Source organism: Staphylococcus sp. EG-SA-10 (assembly GCF_017151945.1).
Taxonomy (GTDB): domain Bacteria; phylum Bacillota; class Bacilli; order Staphylococcales; family Staphylococcaceae; genus Staphylococcus; species Staphylococcus aureus.
The window spans coordinates 1-21430 of record NZ_JACVZJ010000026.1 but is presented as its reverse complement, the minus strand read 5'-3'; the positions used below and the strand labels follow the sequence as shown (position 1 = coordinate 21430).

Sequence of the window (21430 nt, the reverse complement as noted above, 5' to 3'; positions counted from 1 at the left end):
TACACGTTGAAATTAGTTTCGATGTATTTTTATATTTCAAAACCGGGAAGCGATATGTCGCTATATTTATAATTTTAAAGAAGAATTTTTTAGAAATTCAGATATATAACACTAGGTTTATTGAAAATATATTGATATTACTTTAATATTAAAGATGTATTATAAATATAATATTTATCTTTTAGTTGTAAATTGACTATTAATGAATAAAAGGTGGATGATAAATACATTTTAATAAAAAGAAGTTTTTACCAAATAAATAAAAGATGTCCAAGATGATAAGCACTGATTTCAAAATTATATAAACATAATAAGGCATGTTATTCAGAATATAGTTAAAAAATTATACTAAATCCCACACAATTAAGAAAGCGATTTCATCAAAGAATATACTTTTGAGAAAAATTGGATTTTGACAAATTAAGTATTTTTTATTTGAAAAAAGAGTTGTATTAAATTGAATAGTGGCATATATTATAATCTAATGAATGTAAAGATAATACAAGGAGTTATTACATGAGTAAAAGACAGAAAGAATTTCATGACAGCTTAGCAAACGAAAAAACAAGAGTAAGACTTTATAAATCTGGAAAAAATTGGGTGAAATCCGGAATTAAAGAAATAGAAATGTTCAAAATAATGGGACTACCATTTATTAGTCATAGTATAGTGAGTCAAGATAATCAAAGCATTAGTAAAAAAATGACTGGATACGGACTGAAAACGACGGCAGTTATTGGTGGTGCATTCACGGTAAACATGTTGCATGACCAGCAAGCTTTTGCGGCTTCTGATGCACCATTAACATCTGAATTAAATACACAAAGTGAAACAGTAGGTAATCAAAACTCAACGACAATCGATGCATCAACATCAACAGCCGATTCCACAAGCGTAACGAAAAATAGTAGTTCGGTACAAACATCAAATAGTGACACAGTCTCAAGTGAAAAGTCTGAGAATGTCACTTCGACAACTAATAGTACAAGCAATCAACAAGAAAAATTGACATCTACATCAGAATCAACATCCTCAAAGAATACTACATCAAGTTCTGATACTAAATCTGTAGCTTCAACTTCAAGTACAGAACAACCAATTAATACATCAACAAATCAAAGTACTGCATCAAATAACACTTCACAAAGCACAACGCCATCTTCAGCCAACTTAAACAAAACTAGCACAACGTCAACTAGCACCGCACCAGTAAAACTTCGAACTTTCAGTCGCTTAGCTATGTCAACATTTGCGTCAGCAGCGACGACAACCGCATTAACTGCTAATACAATTACAGTTAATAAAGATAACTTAAAACAATATATGACAACTTCAGGTAATGCCACTTATGATCAAAGTACCGGTATTGTGACGTTAACGCAAGATACTTACAGTCAAAAAGGTGCCATTACATTAGGAACACGTATTGACTCTAATAAGAGTTTTCATTTTTCTGGAAAAGTAAATTTAGGTAACAAATATGAAGGGCATGGAAATGGTGGAGATGGTATCGGTTTTGCCTTTTCACCAGGTGTATTAGGTAAAACAGGGTTAAACGGTGCCGCAGTAGGTATTGGTGGCTTAAGTAACGCATTTGGTTTCAAATTGGATACGTATCACAATACATCTACGCCAAATTCATCAGCAAAGGCGAAAGCTGACCCATCTAATGTAGCTGGTGGAGGTGCGTTTGGTGCCTTTGTAACAACAGATAGTTATGGTGTTGCGACAACGTATACATCAAGTTCAACAGCTGATAATGCTGCGAAGTTAAATGTTCAACCTACAAACAACACGTTCCAAGATTTTGATATTAATTATAATGGTGATACAAAAGTTATGACCGTTAAATATGCAGGTCAAACATGGACACGTAATATTTCAGATTGGATTGCGAAAAGTGGTACGACCAACTTTTCATTATCAATGACAGCCTCAACAGGTGGTGCGACAAATTTACAACAAGTACAATTTGGAACATTCGAATATACAGAATCTGCTGTTACACAAGTGAGATACGTTGATGTAACAACAGGTAAAGATATTATTCCCCCAAAAACATATTCAGGAAATGTTGATCAAGTCGTGACAATCGATAATCAACAATCTGCATTGACTGCTAAAGGATATAACTACACATCTGTCGATAGTTCATATGCATCAACTTATAATGATACAAATAAAACTGTAAAAATGACGAATGCTGGACAATCAGTGACATATTATTTTACTGATGTAAAAGCACCAACTGTAACTGTAGGCAATCAAACCATTGAAGTGGGTAAAACAATGAATCCTATTGTGTTGACTACAACGGATAATGGTACAGGGACTGTGACAAATACAGTTACAGGATTACCAAGCGGATTAAGTTATGATAGTGCAACGAATTCAATCATTGGGACACCAACAAAAATTGGTCAATCAACAGTGACAGTAGTATCTACTGACCAAGCAAATAACAAATCGACGACAACTTTTACAATAAATGTTGTGGATACGACAGCACCAACAGTGACGCCAATAGGAGATAAATCATCAGAAGTTTTTTCTCCAATATCACCGATTAAAATTGCTACGCAGGACAATAGTGGTAATGCAGTAACAAATACAGTCACAGGATTGCCGTCTGGATTAACATTCGATAGCACAAATAATACTATTAGTGGTACACCAATAAACATTGGTACAAGTACTATTACAATCGTTTCTACAGATGCGAGCGGTAACAAAACGACAACCACTTTTAAATATGAAGTAACAAGAAATAGTATGAGTGATTCCGTATCAACATCGGGAAGTACCCAACAATCACAAAGTGTGTCAACAAGTAAAGCTGACTCACAAAGTGCTTCTACGAGCAGATCTGGTTCAATAATGACTTCAACATCAGCTAGTACCTCGAAATCAACAAGTGTAAGCCTATCTGATTCTGTGAGTGCATCTAAGTCATTAAGCACATCTGAAAGTAATAGTGTATCAAGCTCAACAAGCACAAGTTTAGTGAATTCACAAAGTGTATCATCAAGCATGTCAGGTTCAGTTAGTAAATCAACATCATTAAGCGATTCTATTTCGAACTCTAGCAGTACTGAAAAATCAGAGAGTGTCTCAACAAGTACATCTGATTCATTGCGTACATCAACATCGTTAAGTGATTCAGTAAGTATGAGTACATCAGGAAGCTTGTCTAAGTCACAAAGCTTATCAACAAGTACATCCGATTCGGCTAGTACATCACAATCGGTAAGTGATAGTACATCAAATTCAATTAGTACATCAGAATCATTAAGTGAGTCAGGTAGTACATCAGAATCTATAAGTATTTCTAATAGCATTTCGAATTCAGTGAGTGCATCAACAAGCAAATCGGAATCACAAAGTACATCAATATCATTAAGTACAAGTGATTCTAAATCGATGAGTACATCAGAATCATTAAGCGATTCAACGAGCACAAGTGATTCAGTATCTGGATCATTAAGTGTAGCGGGGTCACAAAGTGTCTCAACAAGCACATCAGACTCAATGAGCACGTCTGAAATGATAAGCGATTCTATGAGTACAAGTGGATCATTAGCTGCATCAGACAGTAAATCAATGTCTGTAAGTAGTTCAATGAGCACGTCTCAGTCAGGTAGTACATCAGAATCATTAAGTGATTCGATAAGTACATCGGATTCTGACAGTAAGTCATTATCATTGAGTACAAGTCAGTCTGGCTCAACAAGCACATCAACATCAACAAGTAGTTCAGTACGTATGTCGGAATCACAAAGTACATCTGGTTCGGTAAGTACTTCGACATCGTTAAGTACAAGTAATTCAGAACGCACATCAACATCTATGAGTGATTCCACAAGTTTAAGTACATCAGAGTCTGATTCAATAAGTGAATCAACGTCAACGAGCGACTCTATAAGTGAAGCAATATCTGCTTCAGAGAGCACGTCTATATCATTAAGTGAATCAAATAGTATTAGCGATTCAGAATCACAAAGTGCATCTGCCTTTTTAAGTGAATCATTAAGTGTAAGTACGTCTGAATCAACATCAACGGTTAAGAGCGAGAGTGTCTCAACATCATTGAGCACATCAACGAGTACAAGTTTGTCTGACTCTACAAGTCTGTCAACATCATTAAGTGATTCCACAAGTGGTAGCAAGTCCAATTCACTAAGTGCATCAATGTCGACAAGTGATTCAATCAGTACAAGAAAATCAGAGTCATTAAGTGCATCGACATCATTAAGCGGTTCAACGAGTGAGAGTGAATCCGGCTCAACATCATCAAGTGAAAGTAAATCCGATTCAACATCAATGAGCCTGAGCATGTCCCAATCAACATCAGGAAGTACAAGTGTGTTAACATCAGAAAGTTTGTCTGACTCAACGAGTACATCATTGTCACTGAGTGCCTCAATGAATCAAAGTGGTGTAGACTCAAACTCAGCAAGCCAAAGTGCCTCAACCTCAACAAGTACAAGCACGAGCGAATCCGATTCACAAAGCACATCATCATATACAAGTCAGTCAACAAGCCAAAGTGAATCCACATCGACATCAACGTCACTAAGCGATTCAACAAGTATATCTAAAAGTACAAGCCAATCAGGTTCAACAAGCACATCTGCATCATTAAGTGGTTCAGAAAGCGAATCCGATTCACAAAGCATATCAACAAGCACAAGTGAGTCAAAATCAGAAAGTACATCCACATCGCTCAGTGACTCAACAAGTACAAGCAACTCAGGATCAGCAAGTACGTCAACATCGCTCAGTAACTCAGCAAGCGCAAGTGAATCCGATTCGTCGTCAACATCATTAAGTGATTCAACGTCAGCGTCAATGCAAAGCAGTGAATCCGATTCACAAAGCACATCAACATCAAACCGAATGTCTACTATTGCAAGTGAGTCAGTATCAGAAAGTACATCAGAATCTGGCTCAACATCAGAAAGTACAAGTGAATCCGATTCAACATCAACATCATTAAGCGATTCACAAAGCACATCAAGAAGTACAAGTGCATCTGGATCGGCAAGTACATCAACATCAACAAGTGACTCTCGTAGTACATCAGCTTCAACTAGTACTTCGATGCGTACAAGTACGCTTGATTCACAAAGTATGTCGCTTTCAACAAGTACATCAACAAGTGTGAGTGATTCAACGTCATTATCTGATAGTGTGAGTGATTCAACATCAGACTCAACAAGTACGAGTACATCTGGTTCGATGAGTGCGTCTATATCGTTAAGTGATTCGACAAGCACATCAACATCGGCTAGTGAAGTAATGAGCGCAAGCATATCTGATTCACAAAGTATGTCAGAATCTGTAAATGATTCAGAAAGTGTAAGTGAATCTAATTCTGAAAGTGACTCAAAATCGATGAGTGGTTCAACAAGCGTAAGTGATTCTGGCTCATTGAGCGTCTCAACGTCATTAAGAAAATCAGAAAGTGTAAGCGAGTCTATTTCATTGAGTGGCTCACAATCGATGAGTGATTCAGTAAGCACAAGCGATTCGTCATCATTAAGTGTATCGACGTCACAAAGAAGTTCAGAAAGCGTGAGTGAATCTGATTCATTAAGTGATTCAAAATCAACAAGTGGTTCGACTTCAACAAGTACATCAGGTTCATTGAGCACTTCGACATCTTTAAGTGGTTCAGAAAGTGTAAGCGAGTCTAGCTCGCTAAGTGATTCAATATCAATGAGTGATTCTACTAGTACAAGTGACTCCGACTCATTAAGTGGATCAATATCTTTAAGTGGTTCCACAAGTCTTAGCACTTCTGATTCATTAAGTGATTCAAAATCATTGAGTAGCTCGCAAAGTATGAGTGGATCAGAATCAACGTCAACAAGTGTGAGCGATTCGCAGTCAAGCTCAACAAGTAATAGTCAATTTGACTCTATGAGCATCAGTGCATCAGAAAGTGACTCAATGTCTACAAGCGATTCGTCTAGCATCAGTGGATCAAATTCAACGAGTACATCACTTTCAACATCTGATTCAATGAGCGGAAGCGTATCAGTTTCAACATCGACAAGTTTAAGTGACTCAATATCAGGTTCAATAAGTGTAAGTGACTCGAGCTCAGCGAGTACATCAGAGTCGCTAAGTGATTCTATGGCACAAAGCCAGTCAACAAGCACAAGCGCATCAGGTTCGTTAAGCACATCGATATCATTATCAATGTCAGCAAGTGCAAGTACATCGACATCACAAAGCACGTCGGTGTCGACGTCATTATCAACATCAGACAGTATAAGTGATTCGACTTCAATAAGTATCAGTGGTTCACAAAGTGCTGTAGAATCAGAATCTACAAGTGATTCAACTTCTATCAGTGACTCAGAATCATTGAGTACATCTGGCTCAGACTCGACATCGACAAGCACATCGGACTCGACAAGTACATCATTATCATTAAGCACATCTGGCTCAACAAGTGATTCAACTTCTATCAGTGACTCAGAATCATTGAGTACATCAGATTCAGACTCGACATCGACAAGCACATCGGACTCGACAAGTACATCATTATCATTAAGCACATCTGGCTCAACAAGTGGTTCAACTTCAACAAGCACATCAGAATCATTAAGTACGTCTAATTCAGGTTCAACGAGCGTATCTGACTCATCGAGTACGTCTAGTTCCTTAAGTACATCTGGTTCAACGAGTGTATCTGACTCAACATCAATGAGTGAATCTAATTCAGCGAGTATTTCAATGTCACAAAGTATTTCCGGATCAACAAGTGGTTCAACTTCGATAAGTACATCTGAATCATTAAGTATGTCTGGTTCAACGCACAACTCGACTTCAGTGAGCGACTCAGACTCGATAAGTACATCTAATTCTGGAAGTATGTCTAATTCGATAAGACACTTCACTTCTCTAAGTACTTCTGGGTTAATGAGTTTGAGTGATTCTAATTCAATGAGCAATTCAGACTCAGTTTCAATGAGCAATTCAACATCAACAAGTATGTCTGACTCAACATCAATGAGTGACTCAGAATCAGTGTCAACAAGCGCATCAACGTCATTAAGTACGTCTAATTCGGAAAGTGCGTCAGTTTCAATGAGCGACTCAACATCAACAAGCATGTCTAACTCGACTTCAATGAGCGATTCAGACTCAGTTTCAATAAGTGCATCAGAGTCAATGTCAGCAAGTATGTCCGACTCAGTTTCAATGAGCGACTCAACATCATCAAGTATGTCTAACTCAATGTCAATGAGTACATCAGAATCTAACTCAATACATCCCTCAAATTCGATGAGTACGAGTCAGACTCATTTCACGAGCACATCTATTTCAACAAGTAAGTCCATAGCACCAAATACAAATGAATCTCAGTCAACATTAAGTGCGACATCTGTATCATCAAAACATGATGCTGAACCTGCGCAAAGTGAAGAAAGATTGCCAGATACAGGTGACTCAATAAAACAAAATGGATTACTAGGTGGCGTTATGACATTATTAGTTGGTTTAGGTTTAATGAAGAGAAAGAAAAAGAAAGATGAAAATGATCAAGATGATTCTCAAGCATAAATTGAATTTATAGCTGGCTAAAATTAAAAAGACTGGGGCGTTGTTCACTAAAAAATCTATATCAGATTTTAATAATTAGTGAAATATCCTTAGTCTTTTTAATGTTTTTGATATAAAAGAGGTGTAACATGTTAAAACTTTTACAACAATACGAATATAAAATTATATATAAACGTATACTTTACACATGTTTTATCTTGTTTATTTATATATTAGGTACAAATATTCCTATCGTTTCGTATAACGATATGCAAGTAAAACATGAGTCGTTTTTTAAAATAGCTATTTCTAATATGGGTGGAGACGTTAATACTTTAAACATTTTTACTTTGGGATTAGGTCCGTGGCTAACATCAATGATTATCTTGATGCTGATTTCTTATCGGAATATGGATAAATACATGAAACAAACAAGTCTTGAGAAGCATTATAAAGAGCGCATCTTAACATTAATTTTAAGTGTTATTCAAAGTTATTTTGTGATTCATGAATATGTTTCGAAAGAACGAGTTCATCAAGACAATATTTACTTAACAATATTGATTTTGGTTACTGGAACGATGTTATTAGTTTGGTTAGCTGACAAAAATAGTCGTTACGGCATCGCAGGACCAATGCCGATTGTAATGGTTAGCATTATTAAATCAATGATGCATCAAAAAATGGAATATATAGATGCAAGTCATATTGTGATTGCGTTGTTAATCATCCTTGTGATAATCACATTGTTTATCCTATTATTCATTGAATTAGTAGAAGTTAGAATTCCGTATATTGATTTGATGAATGTCTCGGCTACAAATATGAAATCTTATTTGTCTTGGAAGGTTAATCCTGCAGGCAGTATTACATTAATGATGAGCATTTCAGCTTTTGTTTTCTTAAAAAGTGGTATTCATTTTATTTTATCTATGTTTAATAAAGACGTTTCAGATGACATGCCAATGATGGCATTCGATAGTCCAATTGGTATTTCAGTATATTTAGTGATTCAAATGTTATTGGGTTATTTTTTATCGAGATTTTTAATCAATACTAAACAAAAATCAAAAGATTTCTTAAAGAGTGGCAATTATTTTTCAGAAGTTAAACCTGGTAAGGATACAGAACGTTACTTAAATTATCAAGCACGACGCGTATGTTGGTTTGGATCGGCATTAGTTACAATCATTATTGGTATACCGCTTTATTTCACATTGTTTGTACCGCATTTATCTACTGAAATTTATTTCTCAGTACAACTGATTGTATTAGTTTACATCAGTATTAATATTGCAGAAACAATTCGTACATATTTATATTTTGATAAATATAAGCCATTTTTAAACCAGTATTGGTAAGGAGGTAATTATGAAATACTTTATTCCAGCTTGGTATGATGACCAACGATGGTGGCAAGACACGACTGTGCCGTATTATCAGACGCAAAATAAGACGGAATTTGACGATATGATTAGTTTAATGGGGATGCACCTTGAAAATAATTTAGATTATCAACTGATTGTTCTCAATCATGCGCCGAATATAAGAACATTTTTACATCGATATGATTTGTATGAAACAAAGTATTGGTCTGTGTTTGATGAAATTCAAGGATTCAGTCACCATGCGCCACAAGCGATTAATTATCATCACTTAAAATGGCCGGATGATGTTGAGTTTGTGTACACGCCGTATTTATTAAAATGTGTGACGAGTGAACAGACCTATACAAATATTTATTTTAGTCAAGAAGGATATTCAATTTGGTTTGAAGAATTTGAAAGAGATCAGTTACAACGGCGTTATATTTTTGATGACAGAGGTTATTTATCAGCTATACGTTATTTTGATGATCAGGGAGAGGCTTCTTACCAAGAATATTTAACGATTAATGGAGATTGTGTGCTTTATGAAAACTTTAAAAATGGACGAGTCACTGTTTCAAAAAGATATCAACATCACTATCAACAAATAGAATATAACAATATGGCTCAACTAATTGAAGAAAAATTTCAAGCAATGATTGCACAACAAATACACGAAGATGATCATGTGATTGTGGCTTCAGATGCTAGGCACAATCGACAAATAGCCAATCATATTCCGGCGAAATTATTAAGTTATTCATTTTTTAAAAATAGAAATGAAACTGTGTCAGATGAGGAATATCAATCTATCGTAAAGAATGCCCATTTAATTGTTGATAGTGTGCAACTAGAACGTGATTTAATTAGTCATCAAGAGAAGTATCAGCGAGAGAATACAATGATTCGAATCACGCCATTTGAAACGAGACAATCACCTAATATAAGTAGTCAATTGATGGAAACATTTATAGGTGTATGGATAGATGGTATGAGTGACGCTGATTTGCAACAAATGATGCAACGACTTGTGGATTATATCGCACAAGAAGATAATTACCGTTTAATTTTATTAACGCGCCATCAAAATGACATACCGATGTGGCTTCGTGAATGTATTGCGTCGGTAAATGAGGAATACCAAGCTAAACAGAATGCGGATGTTAATGTTTCAGCATTAATGACACCTGAAGATCAAGATGACATCATTGCTGTTAAGACGATACATGCTGAACATGATGTTGTAGAAGCATTGCGGACGTTGCGACTTGTGATAGATATGTCAAAAGAACCTGATTTGTATTTACAAATTAGTGCAATTAGCGCTGGGATTCCACAAATTAATGGTCAACAAACAGATTACGTCTCTGATTATGACAATGGCCGTATTATAAATACAGTTGATGAATTAGATGATGCGTTAAATTATTATTTATTTTATTTGAAAAATTGGAATTATGCGTACGCCTATTCTTTAAAATTAATAGATGCATATGCTTCTAAGAATATTATTAATCAGCTCGATGAGTTAATAGAAGGTGAAAATGATGCCACGTAAATTTAGAGTTTTGCAAATTGGAGGAGACGATTTAGAACCTATTTTTCAACGCAAAAAAGGTGTGAGTTGGGATTACTTCGATATTGGATTGTTTGAATTTGATAGTGGTTATGTAGAGGCTATTGAAGCGATTGTTGAAGCAGAAGGGCGCTTTGATTTTATCTATATTCAAGCACCATACTCGGAGACATTAACGAATTTATTACAAATGATAAGCGAACCATACAATACGTATGTTGATGAATCATTTTGGTCTGTTGAATATGAACAAGACGAAAATGTCCAAAAATACGTTGTTCAACCATTACATTATCGAAACATTGAAGAACGTAATAATAAATTAGAGGCAGTTAGTTTCTCAGGACAGTATGGAGATAAGGTTTCTCCTAAGTTAGCACTTGTTCATCCGAATTTTAAAGGAGATATCGTTTACCAAGGTAATTCAGAGCTCACGTTGAGTGGAGAATTTGGAAAAGAATTTAAACCTATCGCATCTTGGCAAAATAATCTCGTTTACGATAAAGATAAAGTCATTCAAATATGGCCAGAATTTGATATTGATGGTGCGGTCGAGTTGCAATATACATTTAGATTGATTCAGACTGGCGCTGATGGTGCATTAATTGAACAAATCATATTGACTGATGATATGTTAGACAGTCCTTTAGAGATACCTACGAAACCATTTGATGCTTATATAAGTGTAACTGTTAAGGCGCGTGGCAACGGGACGGTACATTTAGGACCTATACACAAACGATGGTCTAGATTAGACATGGGTCAATTTTTACTTGGTGGTAGTCGTTTCGTAGATAGTCAACGACAGGAATTTATTTATTATTTCCACCCTGGTGATATGAAACCACCACTAAACGTATATTTTAGTGGTTATCGAACAGCGGAAGGTTTCGAAGGATATTATATGATGAAACGTATGAATGCACCGTTTTTACTTATCGGCGATCCTCGTGTTGAAGGTGGTAGCTTTTATATCGGTTCATCTGAATATGAACAAGGTATTATCAATGTTATTGACGAGACATTAGAAAAGCTGAATTTTAAATCACATGAATTAATATTATCTGGTTTATCTATGGGTTCATTTGGTGCCTTGTATTATGGTGCTCAGTTAAATCCTCAGGCAATTATTGTTGGTAAACCACTTGTTAATATTGGAACGATTGCTGAACATATGCGATTACTTAGACCAGAAGAGTTCGGTACAGCATTAGACGTCCTGGTGTCTAATGAAGGTGATACATCTCAAGCGTCGATACAGGCATTAAATCAAAAATTTTGGCAAACATTCCAAAAGAAATCATTGTCACAAACTGTTTTTGCCATAGCATATATGCAACATGATGATTATGATTCACATGCATTTCAAGAGCTACTACCTGTATTGACAGCACACCAAGCAAGAGTGATGAATCGCAGTATTCCTGGGCGACATAATGATGATTCACCTACCATTGCAAGTTGGTTTGTTAATTTTTACAACATTATTTTGGAAGACAAGTTTGGGAGAGTTCAACATGCTGAAAAACAAAACATTTAAAGTTACTTGGAATTATATTTCACAAACTACATTTATGTATGGCTCAAAAGTATCATTTTCAAATGGTGAAGTGACTTTTATAAATCCTTTGATGCCCTCTGGATTACCGATTCATGAGTGGTTGATGTTAAAACAATTTTCAAAATATAAAAGTGCGCCAAGTTTACCAATTTTGCGTAGAGGACAGCATTATAAATTGCATTTTGATTTTGATGCAACGCCTGCTGGTTCAGTGTATTTTATCATCATTTTTTATAATAAAAATGGCACAAAACTAAGTACTGAGATTGTAAAGTCAAATAGTATTACGATTCAATATCCTGATGAAGCCTATGCTTATAAAATAAAAATGATGAATGCAGCATCGACGAGTCTTATATTTAGATGTTTAACAATTACAGAGATGACGCATCAAGATGATTTAGAGTATAAAAGCATGCGGGTGACGAAGATAGGTGATGACCAATATGGAAATGATAGGATCAATGTCATTATTGCAGAACCATCTGACGCCTATCCAACTATTTCGAATGATTTTTTGAAACCGTTTGGTCATGTTTGGCTCGTTGAACGTTGGATGGACGACAATATCGAGGAAAATATTAAGCAACTAAAGAATGATTTGCAAAGTCAAGATACCCTAAAGGCTATTAATTTGATTAGTTATGGGTCAAAGTCAAATGTTTTTGCAACTTATGTCGCTCAGCATTTAGATTGCAAAGTGTATCGTACAAGCCATGAAGATGATGATTTAAAAGATTGGTTTAAAGAACATGTCCCAGGAAATCATGAACTAAAAGATACAAATGTCGAGGTTTATTTTAAAGAAGAGCAAGACAACCATCTAAATTATATGTCACGTTTAATGAATCCAGTACGATTTTTAGATTACTTAGATGTATCGAAACTGAATGGTGGGGAAGTAAATGAAACATAAACTAGATGTTACGATAAACGAATTAAGACTAAAGTCGATTAGAAAAATAGTGAAACGCATCAATACATGGAGCGATGAAGTTAAATCATATTCTGATGATGCGTTAAAACAAAAGACAATAGAATTTAAAGAACGTTTAGTATCAGGAGTTGATACACTAGACACATTGTTACCTGAAGCTTATGCAGTGGCGCGTGAAGCGAGCTGGAGAGTATTAGGTATGTATCCTAAAGAAGTTCAGTTAATCGGAGCGATTGTATTGCATGAAGGTAACATTGCGGAGATGCAAACAGGCGAAGGTAAAACATTAACAGCAACGATGCCTTTATATTTAAATGCACTTTCGGGAAAAGGAACATATTTAATTACAACGAATGATTATTTAGCGAAGCGTGATTTTGAAGAGATGCAACCATTATATGAATGGTTAGGTTTAACTGCTTCATTAGGTTTTGTTGATATTGTGGATTATGAGTATCAAAAAGGGGAAAAACGTAATATATATGAACATGATATTATATATACAACTAATGGACGTCTCGGTTTTGATTATTTAATTGATAATTTGGCAGATAGTGCGGAAGGAAAATTTTTACCACAATTAAATTACGGTATTATTGATGAAGTGGACTCAATCATTTTAGATGCTGCGCAAACACCATTAGTTATTTCGGGCGCACCAAGATTACAATCAAATCTATTTCATATTGTGAAAGAGTTTGTGGATACATTGATTGAAGACGTGCATTTTAAAATGAAGAAGACCAAAAAAGAAATATGGCTGTTAAATCAAGGTATTGAAGCGGCACAATCATACTTTAATGTTGAAGATTTATATAGCGAAAAAGCGATGGTCCTAGTGCGTAATATTAATCTAGCACTGCGCGCGCAATATTTGTTTGAATCTAATGTCGATTATTTCGTATATAATGGTGATATTGTTTTAATTGACCGTATTACAGGGCGTATGTTACCGGGAACTAAGTTGCAAGCTGGACTTCACCAAGCTATTGAAGCGAAAGAAGGTATGGAGGTTTCAACAGATAAAAGTGTTATGGCAACAATTACCTTCCAGAATTTATTTAAACTTTTTGGATCATTTTCAGGTATGACAGCTACAGGAAAATTAGGCGAATCAGAGTTCTTTGATTTGTATTCAAAAATAGTCGTACAAGTACCAACTGATAAAGCGATTCAACGTATCGATGAACCAGATAAAGTGTTTCGTTCAGTTGATGAGAAAAACATCGCGATGATTCATGATATAGTTGAACTTCATGAAACGGGGCGACCGGTTTTACTCATAACGAGAACTGCTGAAGCGGCTGAATACTTTTCGAAAGTATTATTCCAAATGGATATTCCTAATAATTTACTCATTGCGCAAAATGTTGCAAAAGAAGCGCAGATGATAGCTGAAGCAGGGCAAATTGGTTCCATGACTGTTGCGACTAGTATGGCAGGTCGAGGCACAGATATTAAACTTGGTGAAGGTGTCGAAGCATTAGGTGGATTAGCTGTTATTATTCATGAGCATATGGAAAATAGCCGTGTAGACAGGCAATTACGTGGTCGTTCTGGTAGACAAGGGGATCCAGGATCATCTTGTATATATATTTCACTAGATGATTATTTAGTTAAGCGATGGAGCGATAGTAATTTAGCGGAAAATAATCAATTATATTCATTAGATGCACAACGATTATCGCAAAGTAGTTTGTTTAATCGCAAAGTTAAGCAAATTGTAGTTAAAGCGCAGCGTATCTCGGAAGAACAAGGGGTTAAAGCTCGTGAAATGGCTAATGAATTTGAAAAAAGCATTAGTATACAGCGAGATCTTGTATACGAGGAACGCAATCGAGTTTTAGAAATAGATGATGCTGAGAATCGAGATTTTAAAGCGTTAGCTAAAGATGTATTTGAAATGTTTGTAAATGAGGAAAAGGTGCTAACAAAATCGCGTGTTGTCGAGTATATTTATCAAAATTTAAGTTTCCAATTTAATAAAGATGTGGCTTGTGTTAATTTTAAAGATAAGCAAGCAGTAGTGACATTTTTATTAGAGCAATTTGAAAAGCAAGTAGCTTTGAATCGTAAAAACATGCAAAGTGCATATTATTATAATATTTTTGTTCAAAAAGTCTTTTTGAAAGCAATTGATTCATGTTGGTTAGAACAAGTCGACTATTTACAACAATTAAAAGCAAGCGTTAATCAACGACAAAATGGGCAACGTAACGCTATTTTTGAATACCATAGAGTTGCATTAGATTCATTTGAAGTTATGACACGAAATATCAAAAAAAGAATGGTGAAAAATATTTGTCAAAGCATGATTACATTTGATAAAGAGGGTATGCCAGTTATACATTTTCCATAAATGAAAAGGGGTAGCGCATGACAATATATAATATAAACTTTGGTATAGGCTGGGCAAGTAGCGGTGTTGAATATGCACAAGCTTACCGTGCTAAATTATTGAGACGTACAAATCAAGACACTAAATTTGTGTTTTTAGATTTTATACAGTCAGAGAACATACAGACATTAACGCAAAACATTGGGTTTGAAGATCAAGAAGTTATTTGGTTGTATCAGTATTTTAGTGATATTTCTATAGCACCAACAACGTACACGTTAGATGACATTGAACGTGAGCTTGGTCATGATATTAGTTTTAGAGAAAGAAATGGTAAGATAGTCCGCCTATATTTTAATGGGAAATCATCATTTGTAACATGTTATCTGCAAAATGAGCAAAAAGACATTGTGGATCGTGCAGAATTTGTAATTAATAGTATGTTAGTACGTAAAGATTTTTATAGTTATACACGCATATTTTCTGAGTATTATGCACCAGCTGATAATAAAGCGAAATTATATATGCGACAATTCTATAATGAAGATGGTTCCATCGCTTATAACGAATATATTGATGGAGACAGCTCTATATATGTGTTTGAAGATGCGGTGTTGTATAACAAAACGGAATTTATTGCATACTTTTTACAACGATTGAATTTAACCCGAGACGATATTGTCATATTAGACCGCGCTTCTGATATTGGTCAGGCTGTTTTGCAGCATAAAAGTGATAGTAAAGTTGGTGTTGTGATTCATGCTGATCATTATAGTAATAATATGATGAGTGAGCAGCATATACTATGGAACAATTATTATGAATATCAATTTTCAAAAGCTAAATACATTGATTTCTTTATTACAGCAACAGATATTCAAAATCATATGGTTTGTCGACAATTTGAGCAATATCAAGGTTATCGCCCACGTGTTTATACTATTCCTGTGGGAAGCATTGATGTATTATCATATCCAACATTATCAAGAAAGCCATATGCGATGATTAGTGCATCTCGTTTAGCAAATGAGAAACATATTGATTGGCTTGTCAAAGCAGTTATCGTGGCTAAACGACAAGTGCCAGAATTAACATTTGATATTTATGGAGAAGGTAGCGAGAAGACGCGACTGCGTAAAATTATTGATACACACCGCGCGCAAGATTATATTCGTTTACTAGGGCATGTTAAACTTGATGAAATTTATACTGATTATGAGTTATTTCTTTCTGCATCAACTAGCGAAGGTTTTGGATTAACACTAATGGAAGCGGTAGGCTCAGGACTAGGTATGATTGGATTAAATGTGAATTATGGTAACCCAACCTTTATTCGAGATGGGGAAAATGGCTACTTGGTACCTTTTGATACCGATGAAGATAGTGTGGATGATGTTGTCGCAAAACTAGCTCATGCCATTGTAATGTATTTTAACAATGGTCCTCAGACACCACATGACATCTCTTATGAAGTGGCACAGCAATTTATGACTCAAGATATTATTTTAAAATGGGAAACATTAGTTCAAGAGGTGCTGCATGATTAAATTATTTGATTACTTTAACAATCATTCACGAAAGTTATATGAGTCTTTTAAAGCCAGTAAGTTAGAGGAAGATTTAACAATTGTACTCAATGACAATGGCTTTTTACCGGACGATGTTATATCACCGTATCAATTTTTTGCAGATAATCATAATTCAGAAAATATGAAACCACGATTTTTTAATCAGGTTACTGTACCAGCTTTTTGGGAAATTAAAGGTAACAACAATTCGGCTACAATTAATGATATGGGACGTCTACGAGGCAAAATATTTTATCAAAGTGGAGAGCGCCCTAGAATTGTTAGTCGTGTCGAATGGTTTGATGACCAACAACGTGTCCGATTTGTCGATTATTATTCTAAGAATGGTATTAAATTTGCACAAACTGTTTACGATTTAAATCGTAAAGCGATCTTGAAGAAATATATGACAGCAGAAGGTAAAGAAGTGATTTATGAAAATTTTGTAACATCTGATGTCATATTGGATTGGCAAGGGAAGTCTTACTTTTTCCCTTCAAAGCTCGCATTCGTATTATTTTTTATCAAGCAACTTGAAATTACGGAACATCATTTCGTTATTAACTCACTAGCCCTACCATTTTCAGTGTTATATAATTTGCCATCAAATGGTAGTGATGTTTTGGTATGGCAAGAACAGTGCGATGGTAATGTCCCAGGAAATATGCAATTGATGTGTAAAGGTGATATGAAACGACATTGTAATATTATTATTCCAGATAAAAACGAATATGAAACGATGCTCAATATAGCAGACGCAAAGGTTCAATCTCGTATTTTACAAGGCGGATATCTATATAATTATCGTAGTCGTAATAGATATACTAAAGAAATTGTAATATTAACTAACTCGGATCAACTTCGTAACATCAAGGTATTGGTTGAAACTTTACCAGATTTTAAGTTTTACATCGCTGCTATTACAGAGATGTCTGATAAGCTAATGCAACTTGATCAATATGCTAATGTGCACTTATACCCATCTATTAATATAGACAGGGTAAATGAACTATACCAGTTATGTGATATTTATCTTGATATCAATGAGGGTAATGAAATTTTAAATGCGGTGGAACAAGCGTTTGACTATGAGTTGTTGATTTTAGGTTATCGTCAAACAGCACACCATGCTAAAGTAACACTATCAGAGCACTTATTTGAGCATAATGATGAGATAACAATGGAAAGTAAAGACCAATTAATACAAATGTTAGAAAGTTTGAAAGATCAACAACAGTTTCGAGATGCTTTATTAGCACAAAAAGCACATGCACACGAAATCTCGCGTGAACAATTCGAGCAAGTTTTTAAACAGGCGCTTGAAAGCTAAAAAGAAAAAGCAGTCTAAAATAAAGCATCATTTAATATAAAAGATTTGACGTAATATGATGTTAGCGACATGGACAATATGATATTACGTCATGCTTTTTTTGTTTATTTAAATATAAGCTAAGTAATAAGTGGATAATTACTAACAACAATAACTAGATAGATAAGTGTAAATTTCTTGTAAACAGGTATATAATAGTATGTAATTCTTTTAAGGAAGTAAGTGAGAAAGGAGTATGTTGATGGCTAAATATCGAGGGAAACCGTTTCAATTATATGTAAAGTTATCGTGTTCGACAATGATGGTGACTAGTATCATTTTAACGAATATCTTGCCGTACGATGCCCAAGCTGCATCTGAAAATGATACTGAAATTTCAAAAGAGATATTATCTAAGCAAGATTTATTAGACAAAGTTGACAAAGCAAATCGTCAAATTGAGCAATTAAAACAGTTATCGCCTTCATCTAAAGCACATTATAAAGCACAACTAAATGAAGCGAAAACAGCATCGCAAATAGATGAAATCATAAAACGAGCTAATGAGTTGGATAGCAAAGACAATAAAGGTTCTCAAATTGAAATGAACGGTCAAAGTGATATAGACAGTAAATTAGATCAATTGCTTAAAGATTTAAATGAGGTTTCTTCAAAGGTTGATAGGGGTCAACAAAGTGGCGAGGACGATCTTAATGCAATGAAAAATGATATGTCACAAACGGCTACAACAAAACATGGAGAAAAAGATGATAAAAATGATGAAGCAATGGTAGATAAGGCGTTAGAAGACTTAGACCATTTGAATCAACAAATACGCAAATCGAAAGATACATCGAAAGATCCAGCAGTGTCTACAACAGATAATAATCATGAAGTAGCTAAAACACCAAATAATGATGGTTCTGGACATGTTGTGTTAAATAAATTTCTTCCAAATGAAGAGAATCAAAGCCATAGTAATCGACTCACTGATAAATTACAAGGAAGCGATAAAATTAATCATGCTATGATTGAAAAAATGGCTAAAAGTAATGCCTCAACGCAACATTACACATATCATAAACTGAATACGTTACAATCTTTAGATCAACGTATTGCAAATACGCAACTTCCTAAAAATCAAAAATCAGACTTAATGAGCGAAGTAAATAAGACGAAAGAGCGTATAAAAAGTCAACGAAATATTATTTTGGAAGAACTTGCACGTAATGATGATAAAAAGTATGCTACACAAAGCATTTTAGAAAGTATATTTAATAAAGACGAGGCAGATAAAATTCTAAAAGATATACGTGTTGATGGTAAAACAGATCAACAAATTGCAGATCAAATTACTCGTCATATTGATCAACTATCTCTGACAACGAGTGATGATTTATTAACGTCATTGATTGATCAATCACAAGATAAGTCGCTATTGATTTCTCAAATTTTACAAACGAAATTAGGAAAAGCTGAAGCAGATAAATTGGCTAAAGATTGGACGAATAAAGGATTATCAAATCGCCAAATCGTTGACCAATTGAAGAAACATTTTGCATCAACTGGCGACACGTCTTCAGATGATATATTAAAAGCAATTTTGAATAATGCCAAAGATAAAAAACAAGCAATTGAAACGATTTTAGCAACACGTATAGAAAGACAAAAGGCAAAATTACTGGCAGATTTAATTACTAAAATAGAAACAGATCAAAATAAAATTTTTAATTTAGTTAAATCGGCATTGAATGGTAAAGCGGATGATTTATTGAATTTACAAAAGAGACTCAATCAAACAAAAAAAGATATAGACTATGTTTTATCACCAATAGTAAATCGTCCAAGTTTACTAGATAGATTGAATAAAAATGGGAAAACGACAGATTTAAATAAGTTAGCAAATTTAATGAATCAAGGATCAAATTTATTAGACAGTATTCCAGATATACCCACACCAAAGCCAGAAAAGACGTTAACACTTGGTAAAGGGAATGGATTGTTAAGTGGATTATTAAATGCTGATGGTAATGTATCTTTGCCTAAAGCGGGGGAAACGATAAAAGAACATTGGTTGCCTATATCTGTAATTGTTGGTGCAATGGGTGTACTAATGATTTGGTTATCACGACGCAATAAGTTGAAAAATAAAGCATAATTATATTGGGGGAAGTGCATCTATATATTTTTTAAGTATATAAGACGTCTTATTTCCCCTTAATTTATTGTGAAGTATATGCAAAATGCAATGAATAGATTGTCCATCATTTTAACGTTATAATGAATTTAACGACTTAGAACTACACAAGTAAAGGAGAATGAAGATGTCTCGAAAAACGGCGCTATTAGTTTTGGATATGCAAGAAGGTATAGCGAGTAGTGTACCTAGAATAAAAAATATTATTAAAGCGAATCAGAGAGCAATTGAAGCAGCAAGACAACATCGAATACCAGTCATTTTCATACGTTTAGTGTTAGATAAGCATTTTAATGATGTCTCCTCGAGTAATAAAGTGTTTTCAACAATTAAAGCTCAAGGATATGCGATTACTGAAGCAGATGCATCTACACGAATACTTGAAGACTTAGCACCACTAGAAGATGAGCCGATTATTTCTAAGCGACGCTTTAGCGCATTTACAGGTAGTTACTTGGAAGTTTATTTACGTGCAAATGATATTAATCATTTAGTATTAACGGGTGTCTCTACAAGTGGAGCTGTATTGAGCACGGCATTAGAAAGTGTAGATAAAGACTATTATATTACTGTTTTAGAAGATGCTGTTGGTGATAGATCAGATGATAAACATGACTTTATTATTGAACAAATTTTATCACGCTCATGTGACATTGAATCCGTAGAGTCATGGAAAAGTAGTTTATAGTTAATATAACGTCAATTAAAGCTCGGCAGTAATGTTTGAGAATAAGTACATTTGCTCATATTTATAAAATGTGTGAGATGGCAATTGAAACGGATATGATGAGGAACATTTGAACATAAAATAATATATTTATATAAAATGACCCGAGGCGTTCGAACTGAATGCCTCGGGTTTAATTGAATAAGAAATCGGACTTATGAACAGAAATATGAACTGCACCCAGTCTAGTAGACAATTAAATAATTAAAATTAATGGTTGGTTTTGTTGTTATACAGAATCAGCCATTTTTAATGTAATTCTTTCATGATTAAAGAAAAGAATAAAATCATGAATT

At 34.5% G+C, this 21430-nt stretch carries 10 protein-coding genes; all 10 read left to right on the top strand.

Features of this window, described 5'->3' with window-relative positions; genetic code table 11:
• The first annotated feature begins 516 nt into the window (after positions 1-516).
• The 10 genes from IDG45_RS12215 to IDG45_RS12170 all read left to right on the top strand — a co-directional run bounded on the left by IDG45_RS12215 (position 517) and on the right by IDG45_RS12170 (position 21095).
• Positions 517-7575, top strand: coding sequence for a lectin-like domain-containing protein (locus IDG45_RS12215; protein WP_206171638.1), 7059 nt, complete (start codon positions 517-519; stop codon positions 7573-7575).
• A gap of 128 nt (positions 7576-7703) precedes the next feature.
• Positions 7704-8915, top strand: coding sequence for an accessory Sec system protein translocase subunit SecY2 (secY2, locus tag IDG45_RS12210; RefSeq protein ID WP_206171636.1), 1212 nt, complete (start codon positions 7704-7706; stop codon positions 8913-8915).
• A gap of 10 nt (positions 8916-8925) precedes the next feature.
• Positions 8926-10479 (top strand): accessory Sec system protein Asp1, encoded by a 1554-nt coding sequence (gene asp1 / locus IDG45_RS12205; protein WP_000873220.1) that lies wholly within the window; start codon positions 8926-8928, stop codon positions 10477-10479.
• Positions 10469-12037 (top strand): accessory Sec system protein Asp2, encoded by a 1569-nt coding sequence (gene asp2, locus IDG45_RS12200; RefSeq protein ID WP_031927704.1) that lies wholly within the window; start codon positions 10469-10471, stop codon positions 12035-12037. The genes asp1 and asp2 overlap by 11 nt, the downstream gene beginning before the upstream one ends.
• A complete protein-coding gene (gene asp3 / locus IDG45_RS12195) occupies positions 12015-12974 on the top strand; it encodes an accessory Sec system protein Asp3 (protein WP_000916733.1) in 960 nt (319 codons plus the stop codon). Before asp2 ends, asp3 begins: the two co-directional genes overlap by 23 nt.
• Positions 12964-15354 carry an accessory Sec system translocase SecA2 gene (gene secA2, locus IDG45_RS12190; protein WP_000680960.1) on the top strand — a complete coding sequence of 797 codons (2391 nt, stop codon included), beginning with the start codon at positions 12964-12966 and terminating at the stop codon, positions 15352-15354. Before asp3 ends, secA2 begins: the two co-directional genes overlap by 11 nt.
• 17 nt (positions 15355-15371) lie before the next feature.
• The gene (gene gtfA / locus IDG45_RS12185) at positions 15372-16880 is read left to right on the top strand and encodes an accessory Sec system glycosyltransferase GtfA (RefSeq protein ID WP_000158408.1); all 1509 of its coding nucleotides are present in this window, start codon (positions 15372-15374) and stop codon (positions 16878-16880) included.
• Positions 16873-18231: an accessory Sec system glycosylation chaperone GtfB gene (gtfB, locus tag IDG45_RS12180; protein ID WP_000593168.1), complete on the top strand. Its 1359-nt coding sequence runs from the start codon at positions 16873-16875 to the stop codon at positions 18229-18231. Before gtfA ends, gtfB begins: the two co-directional genes overlap by 8 nt.
• A gap of 241 nt (positions 18232-18472) precedes the next feature.
• Positions 18473-20368, top strand: coding sequence for a cell-wall-anchored protein SasF (gene sasF / locus IDG45_RS12175; protein ID WP_001151911.1), 1896 nt, complete (start codon positions 18473-18475; stop codon positions 20366-20368).
• Positions 20369-20534: 166 nt separating this feature from the next.
• The gene (locus IDG45_RS12170; protein WP_000088195.1) at positions 20535-21095 is read left to right on the top strand and encodes a cysteine hydrolase family protein; all 561 of its coding nucleotides are present in this window, start codon (positions 20535-20537) and stop codon (positions 21093-21095) included.
• Positions 21096-21430 lie beyond the last annotated feature (335 nt).